The 17,139-nt window shown below is 66.0% G+C and carries 11 protein-coding genes; 9 read left to right on the top strand and 2 right to left on the bottom strand.

Going from position 1 to position 17,139, the window contains the following annotated elements:
• Window positions 1-9: 9 nt before the first annotated feature.
• From AC1RWL_RS12815 to AC1RWL_RS12825, 3 genes are all read left to right on the top strand, one after another.
• Entirely contained in the window at window positions 10-879 is an 870-nt protein-coding gene (locus AC1RWL_RS12815; RefSeq protein WP_493094524.1) for a Rossmann-like domain-containing protein, read from the top strand.
• Between the two features lie 93 nt (window positions 880-972).
• On the top strand, window positions 973-1,320 hold the full coding sequence (locus AC1RWL_RS12820) for a gamma-glutamylcyclotransferase family protein (RefSeq protein ID WP_493094523.1): 348 nt from the start codon (window positions 973-975) through the stop codon (window positions 1,318-1,320).
• Window positions 1,321-1,337: 17 nt separating this feature from the next.
• Window positions 1,338-2,549: a molybdopterin molybdotransferase MoeA gene (locus AC1RWL_RS12825; RefSeq protein WP_493094522.1), complete on the top strand. Its 1,212-nt coding sequence runs from the start codon at window positions 1,338-1,340 to the stop codon at window positions 2,547-2,549.
• A 49-nt stretch (window positions 2,550-2,598) separates the two neighbouring features.
• Here the strand turns inward: AC1RWL_RS12825 and AC1RWL_RS12830 are convergent, their stop codons facing one another.
• Window positions 2,599-2,808 carry a TOBE domain-containing protein gene (locus tag AC1RWL_RS12830; RefSeq protein ID WP_493094521.1) on the bottom strand — a complete coding sequence of 70 codons (210 nt, stop codon included), beginning with the start codon at window positions 2,806-2,808 and terminating at the stop codon, window positions 2,599-2,601.
• Between the two features lie 222 nt (window positions 2,809-3,030).
• On the opposite strand from AC1RWL_RS12830, the gene AC1RWL_RS12835 reads away from it, so the two are divergent.
• From AC1RWL_RS12835 to AC1RWL_RS12850, 4 genes are read left to right on the top strand one after another with little or no spacing between them, the layout of a single operon-like run.
• Entirely contained in the window at window positions 3,031-4,089 is a 1,059-nt protein-coding gene (locus tag AC1RWL_RS12835) for an ABC transporter substrate-binding protein (RefSeq protein WP_493094520.1), read from the top strand.
• Window positions 4,086-5,120: a FecCD family ABC transporter permease gene (locus AC1RWL_RS12840; protein WP_493094519.1), complete on the top strand. Its 1,035-nt coding sequence runs from the start codon at window positions 4,086-4,088 to the stop codon at window positions 5,118-5,120. Before AC1RWL_RS12835 ends, AC1RWL_RS12840 begins: the two co-directional genes overlap by 4 nt.
• Window positions 5,121-5,127: 7 nt before the next feature.
• The gene (locus tag AC1RWL_RS12845) at window positions 5,128-5,889 is read left to right on the top strand and encodes an ABC transporter ATP-binding protein (protein WP_493094518.1); all 762 of its coding nucleotides are present in this window, start codon (window positions 5,128-5,130) and stop codon (window positions 5,887-5,889) included.
• Window positions 5,882-6,625 carry a molybdate ABC transporter substrate-binding protein gene (locus AC1RWL_RS12850; RefSeq protein WP_493094517.1) on the top strand — a complete coding sequence of 248 codons (744 nt, stop codon included), beginning with the start codon at window positions 5,882-5,884 and terminating at the stop codon, window positions 6,623-6,625. The genes AC1RWL_RS12845 and AC1RWL_RS12850 overlap by 8 nt, the downstream gene beginning before the upstream one ends.
• A gap of 44 nt (window positions 6,626-6,669) precedes the next feature.
• Here AC1RWL_RS12850 and AC1RWL_RS12855 read toward each other — a convergent pair whose 3' ends face one another.
• Window positions 6,670-8,094 carry an amidohydrolase gene (locus AC1RWL_RS12855; protein WP_493094516.1) on the bottom strand — a complete coding sequence of 475 codons (1,425 nt, stop codon included), beginning with the start codon at window positions 8,092-8,094 and terminating at the stop codon, window positions 6,670-6,672.
• A gap of 449 nt (window positions 8,095-8,543) precedes the next feature.
• On the opposite strand from AC1RWL_RS12855, the gene AC1RWL_RS12860 reads away from it, so the two are divergent.
• Together AC1RWL_RS12860 and AC1RWL_RS12865 are read left to right on the top strand one after the other, a co-directional pair.
• The gene (locus AC1RWL_RS12860; RefSeq protein ID WP_493094515.1) at window positions 8,544-16,571 is read left to right on the top strand and encodes a SpvB/TcaC N-terminal domain-containing protein; all 8,028 of its coding nucleotides are present in this window, start codon (window positions 8,544-8,546) and stop codon (window positions 16,569-16,571) included.
• 47 nt (window positions 16,572-16,618) lie between these two features.
• The gene (locus AC1RWL_RS12865; RefSeq protein ID WP_493094514.1) at window positions 16,619-17,083 is read left to right on the top strand and encodes an Imm26 family immunity protein; all 465 of its coding nucleotides are present in this window, start codon (window positions 16,619-16,621) and stop codon (window positions 17,081-17,083) included.
• Window positions 17,084-17,139: the final 56 nt, after the last annotated feature.

Genomic DNA, 17,139 nt, shown 5'->3' on the forward strand with positions numbered 1-17,139 from the left:
GAGGCCAGCATGGCGAATGCCATCCTCAGGAGAACGGTCGAGATCGTGCGTAGCAGCCTCGGCCCCGTACTCGACGATATTACCATCGACCGTGTCGCCATCGGGCTGTTCTTCACCGGCGTGAAGCTGTCGACCGGGCATGCGGGGGCTTGCGCCACCCCGGTCAAGGACATGCCAGAGGCCGTCTGCTGCCCCAGTTCCGCGATGGCGATGCCGTTTCCCGGCAAGCTGCGCGGCCGCCGCGCCGCAGATCTTCTCGACGAGGCCGTCGAACAGGTCGGAATCAGGCGCAGCGTCGGCATCGCCACGCTCAATGCGCTGGCGCAGATCGTCAATGAGAACCGCGTGCCGCAGGGTTTTGAGATCGTCGAGGGGCTGGACGCTTTCGCAGGCGCGGAGGTCGGAGCGGACGAGACCGTGGTCGTGGTCGGTGCTTTCGTGCCGTTCCTGCGCGAGCTGCGGAAGATCGGCGCACGGCACTGGGTGCTGGAGAAGGACCCGTCCACCCTCAAGCCACACGAGATGCCCTATTTCAAAGAAGCCGAAAGGGCGCCGGACGTGGTTCCCGAGGCGGACGTGCTGATCATCACCGGCACGACGCTGGCGAACGACACCCTTGGTTCACTGATCGCCCTGGCAAAGCCGTCGGCCCGCATCGTCGTCGTCGGTCCGACCGTTACGATGATCCCCGACGCCTTCTTCGAGCGGGGCTGCCACATTCTCGGCGGCATCAAGGTCACCGATCCCGATGCCTTTCTCGCCGTCATCGCCGAGGGCGGCTCGGGTTATCATTTTTTCGGCAAATCGGCGGTCAAGATCACGCTGCGCAAATCACCCGCTCTGAATGTCTCCGGCTGGGAAACCAGGGCGACCGCCTAAGCTGTGGGTCGAATTCGGTTTGTCGAAGCATTGCCATCGCTATATCGTATTCAATACAACGCCCCCACACCCGCAGAGGAGTGACGACCCGGCATGAGCGAACCCGCCGATATCCTGCTGTTCTCCTATGGCACGCTTCAACTGGCAAGCGTCCAGATGTCCTCGTTCGGCCGGCTGCTCGACGGCGAGGACGATGCGATGACGGGCTATCGCACCGAGATGATCGAGATCACCGATCCCGACGTCATCAGCCAGAGCGGGCAGCGCTTTCACCCGCTCGTCCTGCCATCGGACCGGCCAAGCGACGAGGTTCCGGGCAAGGTATTTCGCATCACCGCGCCGGAACTGGCGGCTGCGGATGCCTACGAGGTGTCGGATTACAAGCGCGTGGAGGTCCTGCTGAAGTCGGGCCGGCGCGCCTGGGTATTCGTGAAGGCCTGAATCGCGGAGAGGAGCCGATGAAAAAGCAGGCGCCCACATCGCTTCGGGACGCGCTGGCGTTCATCACCAGCTATGTCGAGGCGCCGTTGCCGCCGGTGCGGCTGGCATTGTCGGCGGCGCTCGGCCATGTGCTGGCGGAAGATATCGCCGCGCCAGTTTCCCTGCCGCGGTTCGACAATGCCGCGATGGACGGTTTTGCCATTCGATCCGAGGATATCCCGCCGACCGGCCCTACTAGCCTGAAGATCGCGCAGACAATCACCGCGGGCCGGACGGCGGTCCGCGAATTGCGGCCGGGCGAGGCGGCACGCATCATGACAGGCGCGCCCTTGCCGCCAGGCGCCGACCGGGTCGTCGTGCAGGAAGCGGCCGAGATCGTCGGCGACGCGGTTTTTCTCAACCCGCAAGCCGGCGCCAAGCCGCATATCCGCCGGGTGGGCGAGGACGTTTCCCGCGGTGCGCTCGTACTGGAGGCCGGCACCCGCATCGGCCCCGGCCAGCTTGCCTTGCTGACGGCCCTCGGCCTGCGGTCTGTTCTGGTGGCACCACGGCCGAAGGTGGCGCTGCTTTCAACCGGAGACGAACTCGTGCAGAGCCCCGGATCGCTGGAGGCCGGCCAGATCTACGATACGAACAGGCCGATGCTGTCGCGCATGCTCCAGGATGCGGGCGCCGAGGTCACGGATCTCGGCATTGCCGCCGACGATCCGGAAACGATCCTCAAAAGGCTCGTCGACGCCGCCGGCAATCACGATCTGCTGATATCCTCCGGCGGCGCCTCCGTCGGTTTTGCCGATCACCTGACGCGGATCGTCTCGCGCCGCGGTTATCTCGAATTCTGGAAGCTGGCCATGCGGCCGGGTAAGCCGATCGGTTTCGGCGATATCGACGATTGCCCGATGCTGCTCCTGCCCGGAAACCCGCTCGCCGCGGCGGCCGGCTTCGCCCTGATGGGCCGCGCCATCATCGCCCGGCTCGAAGGAAGGCCGGCCGAGCGGCGGGCCTGGCTGCTTCCGGCCGCCCGTCCGCTTTCCAAGCGTCCGGGGGAAACGCGGGTTTTCCTGGGGCGGCTTCGCTCCGAGCCCGGCCGGCCCACGATGGTCGATCCGCTGCCCTATGAGGGCTCGGCCAGCCTTCGCACGCTGGCGCTCGCCGAGGTCATGATCATCCTTCATCCCGATGAGGTCGAGATCGGGGAGGGCGACCTCGTCGAGATCCTGTCGATCTGAACGGCGCCTGCCGCGCACCATGTCGCGGCAGGCTATGTCTAAAGGCGGTTCAGTCGATCGCGACCATCACGTCGGACGCCTTGACGACGGCATAGGCTTCGCCACCGACGGCAAGGCCGAGCTCGTCCACGGCCTCGTTGGTGATGGAGGCGGTGACGATGGCACCGCCGGCGACCTCGATGCGGACATGGGCGGTCGTCGCCCCCTTCGTCACTTCGACGATCTTGCCCTTGAGGCGGTTGCGCGCGCTGATCTTCATTGAGTTCTCCCTGGCGGATGTGTTCGAGGCCCCGCCATATCACGGCGGGCTGCTGTGAGAATATAGCGCAAACCCGGAGAACAGCTTCCGGATTTGAGGGCATTCGCGCAAAAAGCCGGGCCGGATATCACCATGGCCGGTAGCGAAATATTCTCAAAAATATAACGTTGTTGCCGGCGCGGTATTCCTGCTATCCGTCGGCCACAAACGGAGGACCCCTTCATGCTCGCACGTCTCGCCCTCGCCACGAAGATCGCCCTGGCCGTCAGTGGCCTGCTGCTCGCCACGCCCGCCTGGGCGGACCGGGTCGTCACCGACCAGATCGGCCGCGAAGTCCATGTTCCCGATCAGGTGAACCGCGTCGTCATCCTGCAACACCAGACCCTCAACATCGCCGTCCAGCTCGACGCCATGGACAAGGTCGTCGGCGTGATGGACGAATGGAAGAAGCAGCTTGGCGCGCGCTATGTGCGGCTTGCGCCGCAGCTTCCGGACCTCCCCATGCCGGGCGGCCTCACCAAGGTGAACATCGAGGAACTGCTGACGCTGAAGCCCGATGTTGTGTTCGTCACCAATTACGCACCGGCCGACATGGTCAAGCAGATCGAGGATGCCGGCCTTGCCGTCATCGCCATCTCGCTGCTCGACGTGCCGCCGGAAGAGGCGGTCAAGATGAACCCGTCCGTCAAGGACGAGCCGGCGGCGATCGATGCCGGGTTCGCCACGGGCGTGCGGCTGATCGCCGACGTGCTCGACCGCAAGGCGCAGGGCGAGGCGATGATCGCGGTCACCAAGAAGACCCGCCAGCTCGTCGCCGATCGCCTTGCCGATATTCCGGAAGACAAGCGCGTCGCGGTCTACATCGCCAACCCGGAGCTTTCGACCTATGGCCGCGGCAAATATACCGGCCTGATGATGGAGCGCGCCGGCGCCCGCAACGTCGCCAATTCGATTTCCGGCTTCAAGCAGGTGACGATGGAGGACGTGCTGACCTGGAACCCCGCCGTCATCTTCGTGCAGGAGCGCTATCCGGCCGTCGTCGACGAGATCAAGGCGACCGCCTCCTGGCAGACGATCGACGCCGTCAGGAACGGCCGCATCTACCTGATGCCGGAATATGCCAAGGCCTGGGGCTATCCGATGCCGGAAGCCATGGCGCTCGGCGAACTCTGGATGGCGAAGGAGCTCTATCCCGAGCGTTTTGCCGATATCGACATGCAGAGCCAGGCGGACGCCTATTACAAGGAATTCTACCGCACCGATTACCGCGCGGCGCAATGAGCGACGACGGTCTTCCGCGCCGCTCGCCGCGGGTGGTCATCGCCGCGCTCGCGGCCCTGTTGGCGGTCGTCGCGGTCGCCAGCCTCGGCATCGGCCGTTACGACATTCCCTTTGTGCGGGTGATCGATATCCTGCTGGCGCCCGTGCGTGCGCCTTTGGTCGCGATCACGCCGAGCGAGGCGAATGTCGTGTTCACGGTGCGCCTGCCGCGCATCCTGCTGGCGCTCCTGACGGGGGCGGGGCTCGCTCTGTCGGGGGCGGCGCTGCAAGGCGTGTTCCGCAATCCGCTGGTCGGGCCGCAGGTCATCGGCGTGTCGTCCGGCGCGGCGTTCGGCGGCACGTTGGCGATCCTGCTGAGCCTGCCGCGTTATGGCCTGCTCGGTTCGGCCTTCGCCTTCGGGCTGTCGGCGCTGATCCTCGTCTATGCGCTGAACGGCATCGTCGCGCGTCGCAACATTCTGGCGCTGGTGCTGGCCGGCGTCGTCGTCACCGGCTTTTTCAGCGCGCTGGTGAGTCTGCTGCAATATCTCGCCGACACGGAGGACAAGCTGCCGGCCATGGTCTTCTGGCTGCTCGGCAGTTTCGCCACCGCGAACTGGGACAAGCTCTTCCTGGTCGCCGCGCCCGTGGCGGTCGGCAGCCTGCTGCTCCTCGGCCTGCGCTGGCGGGTCAACCTGTTGTCGATGGGCGACGAGGATGCCCGCGCGCTGGGCGTTACCGTCGAGCCATTGCGCTGGCTGGTGCTCGTGGTCGTCTCCTGCATCGTCGCCGCGCAGGTGGCGGTCAGCGGCATCATCGGCTGGGTCGGCCTCGTCGTGCCCCATATGGCGCGCATGCTCGTCGGTCCCGATCACCGGGTGATGATGCCGGCCTCGCTGATCATCGGCGCGCTCTACCTGCTGGTGATCGACACGGTGGCCCGCACCGTTACGGCCACGGAAATCCCGCTCGGCATCCTGACCGCGCTGATCGGCACGCCGGTCTTCGCGCTGGTGCTGCGGCAAACCCAGCGGGGTGCGCATGGCCTCTGATCCAACCATGTTGCGCCTCAAAGGCGCGAGCCAGTCTTATGACGGCGAACGCTGGCAATTTTGCGCGCTCGATTTCGACCTCAGGGCAGGCGAGATCACTGCCATCCTTGGCCCGAACGGCCGCGGCAAATCCACCCTGCTGCGCGTGCTGGCCGGGCTGTTGAAGCCGACCGCCGGCACCGTCGAGAGCAACCCGCGCACCGGCTTCGTGCCGCAAGAGTTTTCCGGCTCTTTTCCCTATTCGGTGCTGGACGTGGTGCTGATGGGGCGTGCCCGGCATGTCGCGCTGTTCGGCACGCCGGGCAAGGTGGATGTCGAGAAGGCGATGGAGGCGCTCGATGCTACCGGCATGGCCGGTTACGCGGCACGCAGCATCTCGGCCCTGTCCGGCGGCGAGCGCCAGCTCGTGCTGATCGCCCGCGCACTTGCCGGCGAAAATGCAGTGCTGCTGCTCGACGAACCGGCCTCGGCGCTCGACCTGAAGAACCAGGATATCGTGCTCTCCCTGCTCGGGCGGCTGGCCGACAGCCAGAAACTCGCCATCGCCTTCACGACCCACCAGCCGAACCACGCCACAGCGGTGGCCGACAAGGTGCTGCTCATGCTGGACGGTGCGCAAACCTTGTTCGGCGCCACGGAGGCCGTGATGACGGAAGCCAATCTCGAAGCGCTCTACGGCATTCCGGTGCGTGCCACACGGTTCAGCAACGACACCGCCTTCGTGCCGCTCTTCCGGCAACGAGATCGCAGAGGAGCGAGCCATGGCTGAGCCCATCAAAGTCCTGTCCGCCGGCAGCTTGCGACATGCATTTCCGGAAATCATCGCCGCTTTCGGGCGAGAGACCGGTATTGCGGTTTCCCTGTCGCTCGGGCCTGCCGGGCTTCTGCGCGAGCGGATCGAAGCGGGCGAACCCTTCGAGCTCTTCGCCTCGGCCAACATGGCGCATCCGAAACGTCTCGCTTCGCTCGGCCTGGCGGAAGAGCCCATCTGCTTTGCCCGCAACCGGCTCTGCGCGCTCGCCCGCGCCGACCTGGGGCTGACGACAACCAATTTCGTCGACGTCCTGTCCGACCCGTCGGTCAAGATCGGCACCTCCACACCTGGCGACGATCCTTCTGGCGACTACGCCTTCGAGATGTTCGAGCACATCGAGACAAGACATCCGGGCATCGGCGAGGCCCTGAAATTCCGCGCCCGCCAACTGGTCGGCGGCCGCCATTCGCCGACCGACAAGAGCACCGCCTGCCTGATTGCCGATGGCGACGCCGATCTCTTTCTCGGCTACGTCTCCAATGCCCGTCTTCTGAAAAGCGATCCCGCCTTCAGCATCGTGGACATTCCGCCTGAATTCTCGCCGAAGATCGAATATGGCCTGGCGTTGCGCCATGGCGCCGAGGAAAACATCCGCCAGCTACGAGATTTCGTACTTTCTCAGGACGGACAGGAAATATTGAGAAACAACGGATTTTCACCGGGGGAGACCCTTCAGACCGAATCGATCTGAAGGGCGGATTCCGATAGCCGGCGCAAGGCCAACTCTGCGCGAGGTTAGCCGGCTTTGGGAATTGCGCCGTAGGCGAGCTTGCCCTTGTGGACGACGGCATTCCGGTTGGGCAGGCGCGCGACCGCCTCGGCCGAGCAACTGGCGGGCACGAGGTTGAAGCTTGCGTCATCGCCGGTCTTCGGCCACACCTGCTCGCCCTTGTCGTTGAGCGGCGTGACGAAGCCGGTCGCATAGCCCAGCGTGCGGTTGATCTCGTACTCCACGCTGGAATAGTCGATCCGGGCGATTTCGTTGGCCTTTTGCAACATGTCGCAATTGCCGAAGGAATCCCACCAGTCGATCACGCTGTCCGTGCCGCAGATGACGTCGACGCCGGCCTCGTGCAGGTCGCGGATCGGCATGGCGTAGCGACCGAGCGGAACCGCGGTGGCGAAGGTGACGCCCAGGGCCTTCATGCGGGCGGCGAAATCCTTGAGTTCCGGCTTGGAGAGCTCGGCCAGCGAGTAGGCGTGGCTGAACGTCACGTTGCCCTGCAACTGCTTGTTCTGCTCCATGTGATCCATGATGCGGTTGAACGTGGGAATGGCGGTGTCGCGCGGATCGTGGACATGGATGTCGATGCCGACGTTGAAATCGATCGCGAGCTGAACCGTCGTGTCGACCGATTTCTCCATGTCGTTGTCGAAGGAGGCCGGGTCGACGCCGCCGACATAGCTGACACCACCCGATTGCAGCGCCTCGCGCATCAGGCCAACGCTATCGGAAACCAGGAGGCCATGCTGCGGGAAGATGGCGATCTCCGACGTGAGCGTATCCTTGAACCGCGCAAGCGAGGTCTTGAGATGCTCAAGGTTCGCCAGCTTGCTGACGGGATCGACGTTGCAATGGGTGCGGCAGACGGTGGTGCCGCGTGAATGCATCAGGCGGATGATCGCGGCCGTGCGCTCCTCGGCAGTCGGCAGGAGTTTTAGCAGAAGCTCACGCTCCTGCGCGACACGATCAACCCGAAAGTTCTGCGTCGGGATCGTCGCCTCCCAGGGGCCGCCGTAGAAGGTCTTGTCGATATGGGTGTGCATGTCGCGGAAGGTCGGCAGCATCAGCTGGCCCTGCGCGTCATAGGCCGCGGCACCCGGAGGAACTGCCGCCTTCGCGTCGAGAATCCCGGCAATCTTGCCGCCGGTGATGTGCAGCGTCTTCAGCTCGGTGCTGGTGTGCGTGATGACCGGCGCATCGAGCCACGGCTTCTTCTCCTCAACGAAACCGGTCTCCAGACGCACGTTGAGCAGATAGTAGGTGTCCGGCAGCTTTTCCACGTCGATGACCGGGGTCGTGACGACGCTGACGTCGATCGCCGACACCGTTTCCGCGGCACCGGCGTTTCCCGGCAGACCGACCCCCAGCGCCAGGCTTCCCGCACCAACGCCTCCCATGAAACCGCGTCGCGACAGTCCGAATTGTGAACGATCCATTTTATCCTCTCCATGAAATGCGCCATATTGTACGCAATAATTATATTTTATCGTATGCAATTTCTGTAAACGTCAAGCGCTTTCGCGGCTTTCGGAAAATTTGATTCTGGCGAAGAGGATTTTCCAGCATGGCTTCGGCCATCGTCGGATGACAGGTCCTAGCCGTCAGTGAGTCGAGAGAATATAATATATCATGTTTAATTACTCGCATAAATAAGGCAACGTAACTCATGGTTGAGGTTAATTTGAATTATCGTTTATGCGATTTATTGGTAATCCCGAAATTACATTCCCCATTTCTTGTCGCTTAATTCAATATAAAGCACGGTTATATTTTAGAATAATCCCATTTTCGCCTGAGAGATGCTGTGTTATCTTTCAGCATTGCGGCCTCGTGCATTCATGATCTGAAAATTTGATCTGGCATTTATGTGCCGGGAGGTTTCGTCGTGAAAGATGCTTCACGGGATCCTTCACGCCCAGAAGGCGGAGGTGGCGGGGGTTCCGGCGGGCAGCCGGCTCTGCCGGGCATCTCGCTGCCGCGCGGGGGCGGGGCGATCCGCGGTATCGACGAAAAATTCTCGGTCAACTCTTCCAATGGCACCGGCTCGCTTTCGCTCAACATCCCGACCAGCACCGGCCGGGCGGGTTTTACGCCGGCGCTGGCGCTTTCCTACGATTCCGGCGCCGGCAACGGGCCGTTCGGCTTCGGCTGGTCGCTTGGCCTTGCCGCCATCGCCCGGAAGACCGACAAGGGCCTGCCGGAATATGACGACGGCGGGGAATCGGATGTCTTCGTGCTCTCCGGCGCCGAGGACCTGGTGCCGGAACTCACCAGCGAAGCGAACAGTGTTTCCGCAATCCATGAGGCGCCGCGCCGGATCGACACGCCGGAGGGGCCGGCCGACTATGTGGTGCGCCGCTATCGTCCGCGCATCGAAGGCAATTTTTCCCGGATCGAGCGCTGGACCCGCAGCGATGGCGACATCCACTGGCGGACGATCTCCAGCGACAACATCCTGTCGCTCTACGGTGCCGACGCCCGTTCGCGCATCGCCGATCCGGCTGATCCCCGCCGTATCTTCCGCTGGCTGATCTCGGAAAGCCGTGACGATCGCGGCAACGCTGTCCTCTATGACTATCGGGCGGAAGATGCGGAGGGACTTGATCTTGCCGCCCCCGAGGAGGCCAATCGCGGGCCTGCCGCCGGTCCAGCACGCAGGGTCAACCGCTACCTCAAGCGTATCCGCTACGGCAACCGAACCCCGTTGCTCGACGCCGAGGGCGCTCGCCCCTCACGGCTTGGCGTCGCCGAGCTTGCGGCGACGCAGTGGATGTTCGAGATCGTCTTTGATTATGGCGACCACGATCCGGCGGACCCGGCGCCGCGCGATGACGAGGCCCGCAACGCCGATGGGACGCCACGGTTCGCCTGGCCGCTCCGGCCCGATCCTTTCTCCGGCTGCCGGTCGGGCTTCGAGGTCCGCACGCTACGCCTCTGCCGGCGCGTGCTCTGCTTCCATCACATGCCGGGCGATGGCGAGATGGGCGCGCCGACGCTCGTGCGGTCCATGGATTTTTCCTATGCGGGCGACAGCGGGGCCGGTGGGCCGGGCTATTCGCTCCTCGCGGCCGCGAAAATCACCGGCTATCGCCGGGCCGCAGCCGGCCGCGTCGCCCGTGCCCTGCCGCCGGTCACCTTTCGCTACAGCCGCGCGGTGATCGGCGCGCGGGTGGAGGAACCGTCCGCGCAGGAGCTGGAAGGCATGCCGGTGTCGGCGCCCGGCATCAAGGGTCGGTGGATCGATCTTTTTGGCGAAGGTCTTTCCGGATGCCTCTACGATGACGGGCAGGGCTGGTACTACCAGCGTAATCTCAGCCCGCTCTCGGGCTCGCGCGACGGTGACGTTCAGCCCACCGCCCATTTCGCCCACGCCGAACCGGTTCACGAGATGCCGCGGCCCGTGGCGGGGGAGGGCGAGCGTTTCCTCGACCTCGCCGGTGACGGGCTACCCGACCTCGCGCTGCTCGATCCGCCCGTCCAGGGTTTTTACGAGCAGGACGGTTCGGGGGGCTGGGCGCCCTTCCAGCCCTTCGCCGCGCCGCTGCGCCGCAACCTTGCCGATCCCAGCCTGCGTTTCGTCGATCTCACCGGCGACGGGCTGGCGGATGTCATGCTCGCCGACAACGATGCGCTGGTCTGGCATGAATCGCTGGGCGAGGCGGGCTTCGGCCCCGCCCGGCGCGTCTTCCTCGGCTCGGATGCTGAGCTCGCGCCGCAGCTGTTCACCGGCGGCGGTACGGGCAGCCTGCATTTCGCCGACATGGACGGCGACGGCCTGTCCGACCTCGTCTGGCTTTCGGATGGCGCGGTTTCCTATTGGCCCAATCTCGGCTACGGCCGCTTCGGCGCCCGAATCGTCATGCGCGATGCGCCGTCGTTCGACGAGACCGACCAGTTCGATCCGGCCCGCCTGCGGCTCGCCGATATCGACGGCAGCGGCACGGCCGACCTCGTCTATCTGCATCGCGAAGGGGTCAAGCTCGCCTTCAATCGGTCCGGCAATGGCTGGAGCGAGCCGATCACGCTGTCGGTTCCCGTTCCGGCGGTCGATCCGGCGCGGGTCGCGGTGGTCGACCTGCTGGGAAACGGCACCGGCTGCCTGGTCTGGTCGTCCTCCCTGCCGGGCGACCGGGAGCACCCGATCCGCTACGTGAAGCTGATGGCGGAGGGCAAGCCCTACCTCCTGACGCGGCTCTCCAACCATATGGGCGCCGAGACGCGGATCAGCTACGCCCCGTCCACCCGCTTCTATCTCGAAGACCGCAAGGCCGGCCGCGATTGGCAGCATAAGCTGCCCTTTCCGGTGCATGTCGTGGAGCGGGTCGAGAATCTCGACCATATCGGCCGCACGCGCTTCATCAGCCGCTATGCCTATCATGACGGCTATTTCGACGGCGCTGAGCGGGAATTCCGCGGTTTTGGCGTCGTCGACCAGTGGGACACGGAAGAGTTCGCCGTGCTCGCCGACGGCGCGCCGCTGGCAGGCGTGCTGGAGGATGAGGCCGGACTGCCGGCTAATATCGATCCCGCCTCGCATGTGCCGCCGGTGCTGACACGGCGTTGGTTCCATCTCGGCGGCTTCGGCGAGGATGCGGACGCCGGGCGGGCAGGGGCTTTTCGCGAGCCCGGACTGAGCGACGGGGAGGCGGCCGGCATGTTTGCCGTGCAGGCGATCCCGCCGCCCGGCCTGTCGCCGGAGGAGAAGCGCGAGGCGATGCGCGCCCTGAAGGGCGTCATGCTGCGGCAGGAGGTTTTTGCGGAGGATGCAGGCCCCGCCGATGCGCCGGAGCGGCAGGCACGCACCCGCGTGCCCTATAGCGTGACGGAGCAGGGTTTTGCGCTGCGCCTCCTCCAGCCGCGGGCGGGCAATCGCCATGCCGCCTTCCTCGTCCATCCGGCCGAGACGATCGACTGGCTTTACGAGCGCGATCCGGCCGATCCGCGCTGCACGCACCGCATGGTGCTGGAAGCCGACGACCATGGCAATGTGCTGAAGGAAGCGACGATCGGCTATGCCCGGCGCGCGACGCTTCGGGTCGTCCAGGATGACGGCGCGGTGCGGACGGTGGCGAACCCGGCGCTTGCCGTGCTCGATCCGCGCGACCGCGCGCGCCAGACAACGACCCTCGTGACCTATAGCGAGATGCGCGTCGCCAGTCCGCCGGCGGCGGCCGACACCTATCGCACACCGCTACCTTGCGAAAACATCACCTGGGAACTGACCGGATATGCCGCCACTGGCCCCGGCGGTCGCTATCTCGCCCGCGATCTGGTGGAGCGGGATCCCGCTTCACCCGCACGCCTGCGGCTGCGTCCCGGCGCTGCGGTGGCCTATGAGGCATCGCCCCTGGCCGGCCCCTGCCGCCGGCCGATCGAATGGCTGCGAACGCTCTACCGCGCCGATGATCTGTCCGGCCTGTCGCCGCTGGGCGAGGTCGGCATGCGGGCGCTGCCCGGGCAGGGCTACCGGCTGACCTTCACGCCAGGCCTCATCGCCTCCGTGTTGCAGCGTCCCGGGCCTGCCGGCGATGTGGCGCTGGTGCCCGATCCGGCCGCCGTGCTCGACGGTGCGGGCGCCGACCGCGGCGGTTATGTTTCCGGTGAGGCGCTGGTCGCGGCGGGACTTTTGCCGCCGGGCGAACCGCCCGGACAATGGTGGCTTCCCTACAGCCGCAGCTTCTTCTCTCCCGATCCGGGCGCGACGTCGGCCGCGGAACTGGCCGAGGCGCGGGCGCATTTCTTCCTGCCGCGCCGCATCCGCGATCCGTTCGGCGAGGACGTCACGGTCACCTATGACGCCTATGACCTCTTGCCGGTCGAATGGCGCGATGCGCTGGGCAACAGCACCGTCGCCGAAGTTAACGACTACCGCGTGCTCTCCGTGCGGCGCATGCGCGATGCGAACGGCAACCGCAGCGAGGCCGCCTTCGATGCGCTGGGCCGCGTCACGGGCACGGCCCGCATGGGCAAGGCGGCACCGGCGCTGGTGGAGGGCGACAGCCTGGAGGGCTTCGATCCGGACGCCGACCTATCGGGCTTTCTCGACGCCGCAAGCCCGGCTGCGGCGGCGCAGTTGCTCAGCAAGGCGACCTCGCGGGTGCTACATGACCTCGACCGTTTCGAACGCAGCCGCGGTGCCGCACCGCTGGACCCGGCCGCCTGGCAACCCTCGGCGGTCGGCGTGCTGGAGCGGGAGACGCATACTGCCCCGCGTGCGCCGGGCGGCGCGCCGCCGCCGACCCGTATCAAATTCGCCATCGCCTACTGCGACGGTTTCGGCCAGGAGGTGCAGCGCAAGAGCCGCGTCGGCCCCGGGCCGGTCGAGGAGGGTGGGCCGGACGTCGACCCGCGCTGGCTGACGAGCGGCTGGACCGTCTTCGACAACAAAGGCCGTCCCGTCCGCCATTACGAACCCTTCTTCAGCGCCGTGCAGGCCTTCCAGTTCGCAGCGACGATAGGGGTGAGCCCTGTCCTGTTCTACGATCCGCTGGGCCGCAACACCGTCACGCTTTACCCGAACGGCTCCTATGACAAGGCCGTCTTCGACGCCTGGTCGGAAACGCAATACGATACGAACGACACCGCCGCGGCGCGTGGCGCTGAGACCGGCCATCCGGGGACCGATCCGGATACGGCCGGCCAGGTCGCCGCCTATCTCGCCGCGCTCGCCGCCGCCGGTTCGCCCTGGCGGAGCTGGGTCGACATGCGCCGCGACGGCGCGCTCGGGCCGGACGAGGCCATTGCCGCCGCCAGGGCCTCGGCCCATGCCGATACGCCCGGAACGCAGCATTTCGACGTGCTCGGCCGCCCCTTCCTGCTTGTCAGCCGCAATCGCACCGTCTGCGCCGGCCACCCGCGCGACGGCACGGAGGAGGTGCTGTTTTCCCGCACCGATCTCGACATTGAGGGCAATGCGCTCGAAACCCGTGATCCGGTCGTCGGTGTGGATGCCCCGCACGGCCGCCTCATCCTGCGCACTGCCTTCGATCTCTTGGGGCGGCCGTTGCGGCAGGAAAGCCTCGACGCGGGCACGCGCTGGCAACTGCCCGACGCCGCGGGTGGCATGATCCGCAGCTGGGATGCGCGCGGCCATGCCTTCACGGAGCGTTTTGACGCGTTGCGCCGCCTTGTCTCGCGGGAGGTCAGCGGCGAAGGCGCGCTCGCCGATCCGCGCACGCTCGGGCGCACCGTGCTGCTGGAGCGCACGGATTATGGCGAGGCGGCGCCGGATGCGGAACGGCTCAACCTGCGCACGCGGCCGTGGCGCAGCTTCGACGGCGCGGGTGTTTTCAACCATGCGCGGCTCGGGCCTGGTGGCGAACCCGTCGAGGCCTTTGATTTCAAGGGGAATGCCCTCGCCACGACGCGGCAACTCGTCGCCGACTACCGCGGCCTGCCGGACTGGTCGCAGCCGGTTGCGCTCGCGCCGGAGCGCTACGAGACGCGCAATCGCTACGATGCGCTTAACCGCGCCGTCCTGTCCGTGCCGCCGCGCGCTGCCGCCGCCGGCACGCCGCTGACCGTCGTCCAGATGAATTATGATGACGTCGATCGCCTCGCGCGTCTCGATGTCTGGCTCGACCGGGATGCCGTGCCGGACGACCGGCTCGATCCTTCGGTCGAGGCCCCGTCGGCGGCCGGCGTCAGCGGCATCGTCTACAATGCTCGCAGCCAGCACGAGGCGATCCATCTCGCCAATGGCGCGGTGACCGAATATCGCTACGATCCGCTGACCTTCCGCCTGGCGCGCCTGTTCACGCGCCGCCCCGCCGCCTTCGCGGAGGACGCTCCCGCGCCGGACTGGCCAGGGCGGGGCGTGCAGGACCTGACCTATACCTACGATCCGATCGGCAACGTTACCCATGTGCGCGACGAGGCCCAGCAGGCCGTCTTCTTCCGCAATCGCCGTGTCACGCCGGACGGCGATTTCGTCCATGACGCGCTCTACAGACTGATCGAGGCGCGCGGGCGCGAACATCTCGGCCAGGGCGGCGGGCCATCCTTCGGCAATGACGTGCTCCGTCTGCCCCATCCCGGCGACGGGCAGGCGCTGTCGCCCTATGTCGAACGCTATCTGCTCGACCCGACCGGAGGCCTTTCCGAGATCGTCCACCGGACACTCGGCACGACGCCCGCAAGCTGGACGCGCCGTTTCGTCATGGCGGAGCCGGGCCGCATCGCGGGCCATGCCGCGACGCGCGGCAACGGCCTCAGCCATAGCGCGATTGCTGCCGATGCCGGGGCCGAGGTGGAAGAACGGCTGCTGCACGACGTCCAGGGGCAGGTTCGCCGCCTGCCGCATCTGGGCGGCGCTGATGGGGAGGCCAACCTCTTCTGGCACCCGGACGGATGCTTATCCGAAGCCGATCTTGGCGGCGGCGGGCGCGCCTTCTTCACCTACGACCAGTCCGGCGAGCGCGTTCGAAAAGTCTGGGAGAAGAGCGGCAACCTCGTCGAGGAGCGGATCTATCTCGGCGGGATCGAGATCTTCCGCCGGCATGCCGGAGCCATCGGCGCCGCCGATCCGGTGCTGGAGCGGGAGACGCTGCATGTGCTGGATGGTACGCGTCTTATATCTCTGGTCGAGACCCGCCGGCGCGATGCGGCCGGAAATGATCCCGCGCCCCGCCAATTGATCCGTCACCAGTTGGGGGACCGGCTGGGCAATGTTGCGGTCGAGCTCGACGAGGCGGCGCGGATCATCTCCTACGAGGAATATTCGCCCTATGGCGGCTCGACCTACCAGGCGGCCCGCAACCTGACGGAGTTGCCCCGGCGCTACCGCTACGCCGCCAAGGAAAAGGACGAGGAGACCGGGCTCGTCTATTTTGGCGCGCGTTATTATGCGCCGCGGCTCGGGCGCTGGATATCGCCCGATCCCTCGGGCCTCGCGGACGGGCCGAACCCCTATGTCTATGCCCGCGCCAACCCGGTGACCTTTACAGATCCGGACGGCGCGCTTTCGGGCGGCGATTTCAATCCGCAAGCTATTGCTGTGGCGGCTGCGGCGCTGGCGCAGGCGGCGAGCATCGTGCAGGGCGCGGCGGCGGCCGGGACCACGGGGGCCGCCCTTACCACCACGGCGGCGGGGGCGATGGGCGCCACCGCGCCCGCTGCCGGCGCGGGAGCAGGCGCGGCGGCCGGGGCCGGCGTTGCCCTGATTGCGGCCGCGGCAGTTGTCACGGCCGCCGCTTTGGCGCTGGCGGTGCAGAATTACATGGTGCGCTCGGCAAACATCGTGCGCTACGGCAATCCCTGGGGCGTGCCGCGCACGGACACAGCCTTCCCCGTCATGCGGCTCGCGCGGGAGATGCGCAACCAGCCGTTCCCGGTGCCCCAGCCGCTGCCGGCGCCAAAGCCCGGCCCTGAGCCCAACCCGAAGGACAAGGACAAGGAAGAGCGCAAGCCGAACCCCGGCCGCATCTACGTGACCTATACCAAGTACAACAAGAAGACGAAGCGCACCTATTCCGGCAGGACCAGCATGGTGATCGACCTGAACAAGCCTTGGGCGCCGCAGGCGGACGCCGCCGTCGCCGCGCGCGACCGCAACCACCATATCGACGACGAGCAGCCCGAACCCCAGGATCCCGATTTCGGCCCCGCCAAGCGGGATGAATTCGCCGTGGGCTATGCCGTCAACTATGATCAGCGTTACCGCGACGCCGGTTATCTCGCCATCCGGGGCAGGGAGCAGCAATTGATCGACTATCACGGTAAACAGAAGGCCGATGAACTCGGCATCAAGAGTTTTTCGGGCGGCGCCATTTCCGACACGAGGCCCGGTACTCAACTGACCGAGAACGGCGTACGCGGCATCGGGAAGGACAATCCTTTGAGAAAGCTCTTCCACGATGCGTCCAATCTTGCTTTCGGCGAGAAAGGGCCGTTCACCGGTGATCCCGTGAAATAATTTTCGTTCCCAGAGACAGTAAACATCATGAAAAACAAGGGCATACGATGGTAAAAGCACCCAAGATCGCACTCGGCACCTTCATGCGCATACCGCTTAGCGACAGCACCTTCGGTTATGGGAGGGCGCTGCAATATCCCTACGTCGCCTTCTACGACCTGAGGAGCGCCGAACCACTTTCCGACATCAAGGCGGTGGGCGCACGGCCGCTGCTGTTCCGGCTTTCCGTGCGGCTTCTGGGTGGCCATGACCGGTGGCCGGCGCTGGGCAAGGCGAAGCTCGAAGGCGAGGTGGCCGAGCCCGTCACCTTCTTCACCCAGGACGACGACAACATCCAGAAATGCACGATCTACGACACTGCCGGCCTCTACCGCGCCGCCGCGCCGGAGGAATGCGTGGGGCTGGAGCGGTCGGCGGTGTGGGATCCGCATCATGTCGAGGAGCGGTTGCTCGATCATTTCGAGGGCCGCGAGAACGAAACCGAGAAAAGCTTTCGTGTTCGCCTGACGTGAGCCGGAGGCCGCTCCGGCCGGTTTCACCAGGGCGTGCCCCGCGGGGACACGAGCAG

It is taken from the genome of Shinella sp. GW821-FHT10F02 (assembly GCF_058809275.1).

What these genes read in the sequence shown, in the direction of transcription:
- AC1RWL_RS12815 (WP_493094524.1), top strand. Translation starts at nt 10, where the DNA reads ATGGCGAATGCCATCCTCAGGAGAACGGTCGAGATCGTGCGTAGCAGC.
- AC1RWL_RS12845 (WP_493094518.1), top strand. Translation starts at nt 5,128, where the DNA reads ATGTTGCGCCTCAAAGGCGCGAGCCAGTCTTATGACGGCGAACGCTGG.
- AC1RWL_RS12835 (WP_493094520.1), top strand. Translation starts at nt 3,031, where the DNA reads ATGCTCGCACGTCTCGCCCTCGCCACGAAGATCGCCCTGGCCGTCAGT.
- AC1RWL_RS12830 (WP_493094521.1), bottom strand. Translation starts at nt 2,808, where the DNA reads ATGAAGATCAGCGCGCGCAACCGCCTCAAGGGCAAGATCGTCGAAGTG.
- AC1RWL_RS12840 (WP_493094519.1), top strand. Translation starts at nt 4,086, where the DNA reads ATGAGCGACGACGGTCTTCCGCGCCGCTCGCCGCGGGTGGTCATCGCC.
- AC1RWL_RS12825 (WP_493094522.1), top strand. Translation starts at nt 1,338, where the DNA reads ATGAAAAAGCAGGCGCCCACATCGCTTCGGGACGCGCTGGCGTTCATC.
- AC1RWL_RS12850 (WP_493094517.1), top strand. Translation starts at nt 5,882, where the DNA reads ATGGCTGAGCCCATCAAAGTCCTGTCCGCCGGCAGCTTGCGACATGCA.
- AC1RWL_RS12855 (WP_493094516.1), bottom strand. Translation starts at nt 8,094, where the DNA reads ATGGATCGTTCACAATTCGGACTGTCGCGACGCGGTTTCATGGGAGGC.
- AC1RWL_RS12865 (WP_493094514.1), top strand. Translation starts at nt 16,619, where the DNA reads ATGGTAAAAGCACCCAAGATCGCACTCGGCACCTTCATGCGCATACCG.
- AC1RWL_RS12820 (WP_493094523.1), top strand. Translation starts at nt 973, where the DNA reads ATGAGCGAACCCGCCGATATCCTGCTGTTCTCCTATGGCACGCTTCAA.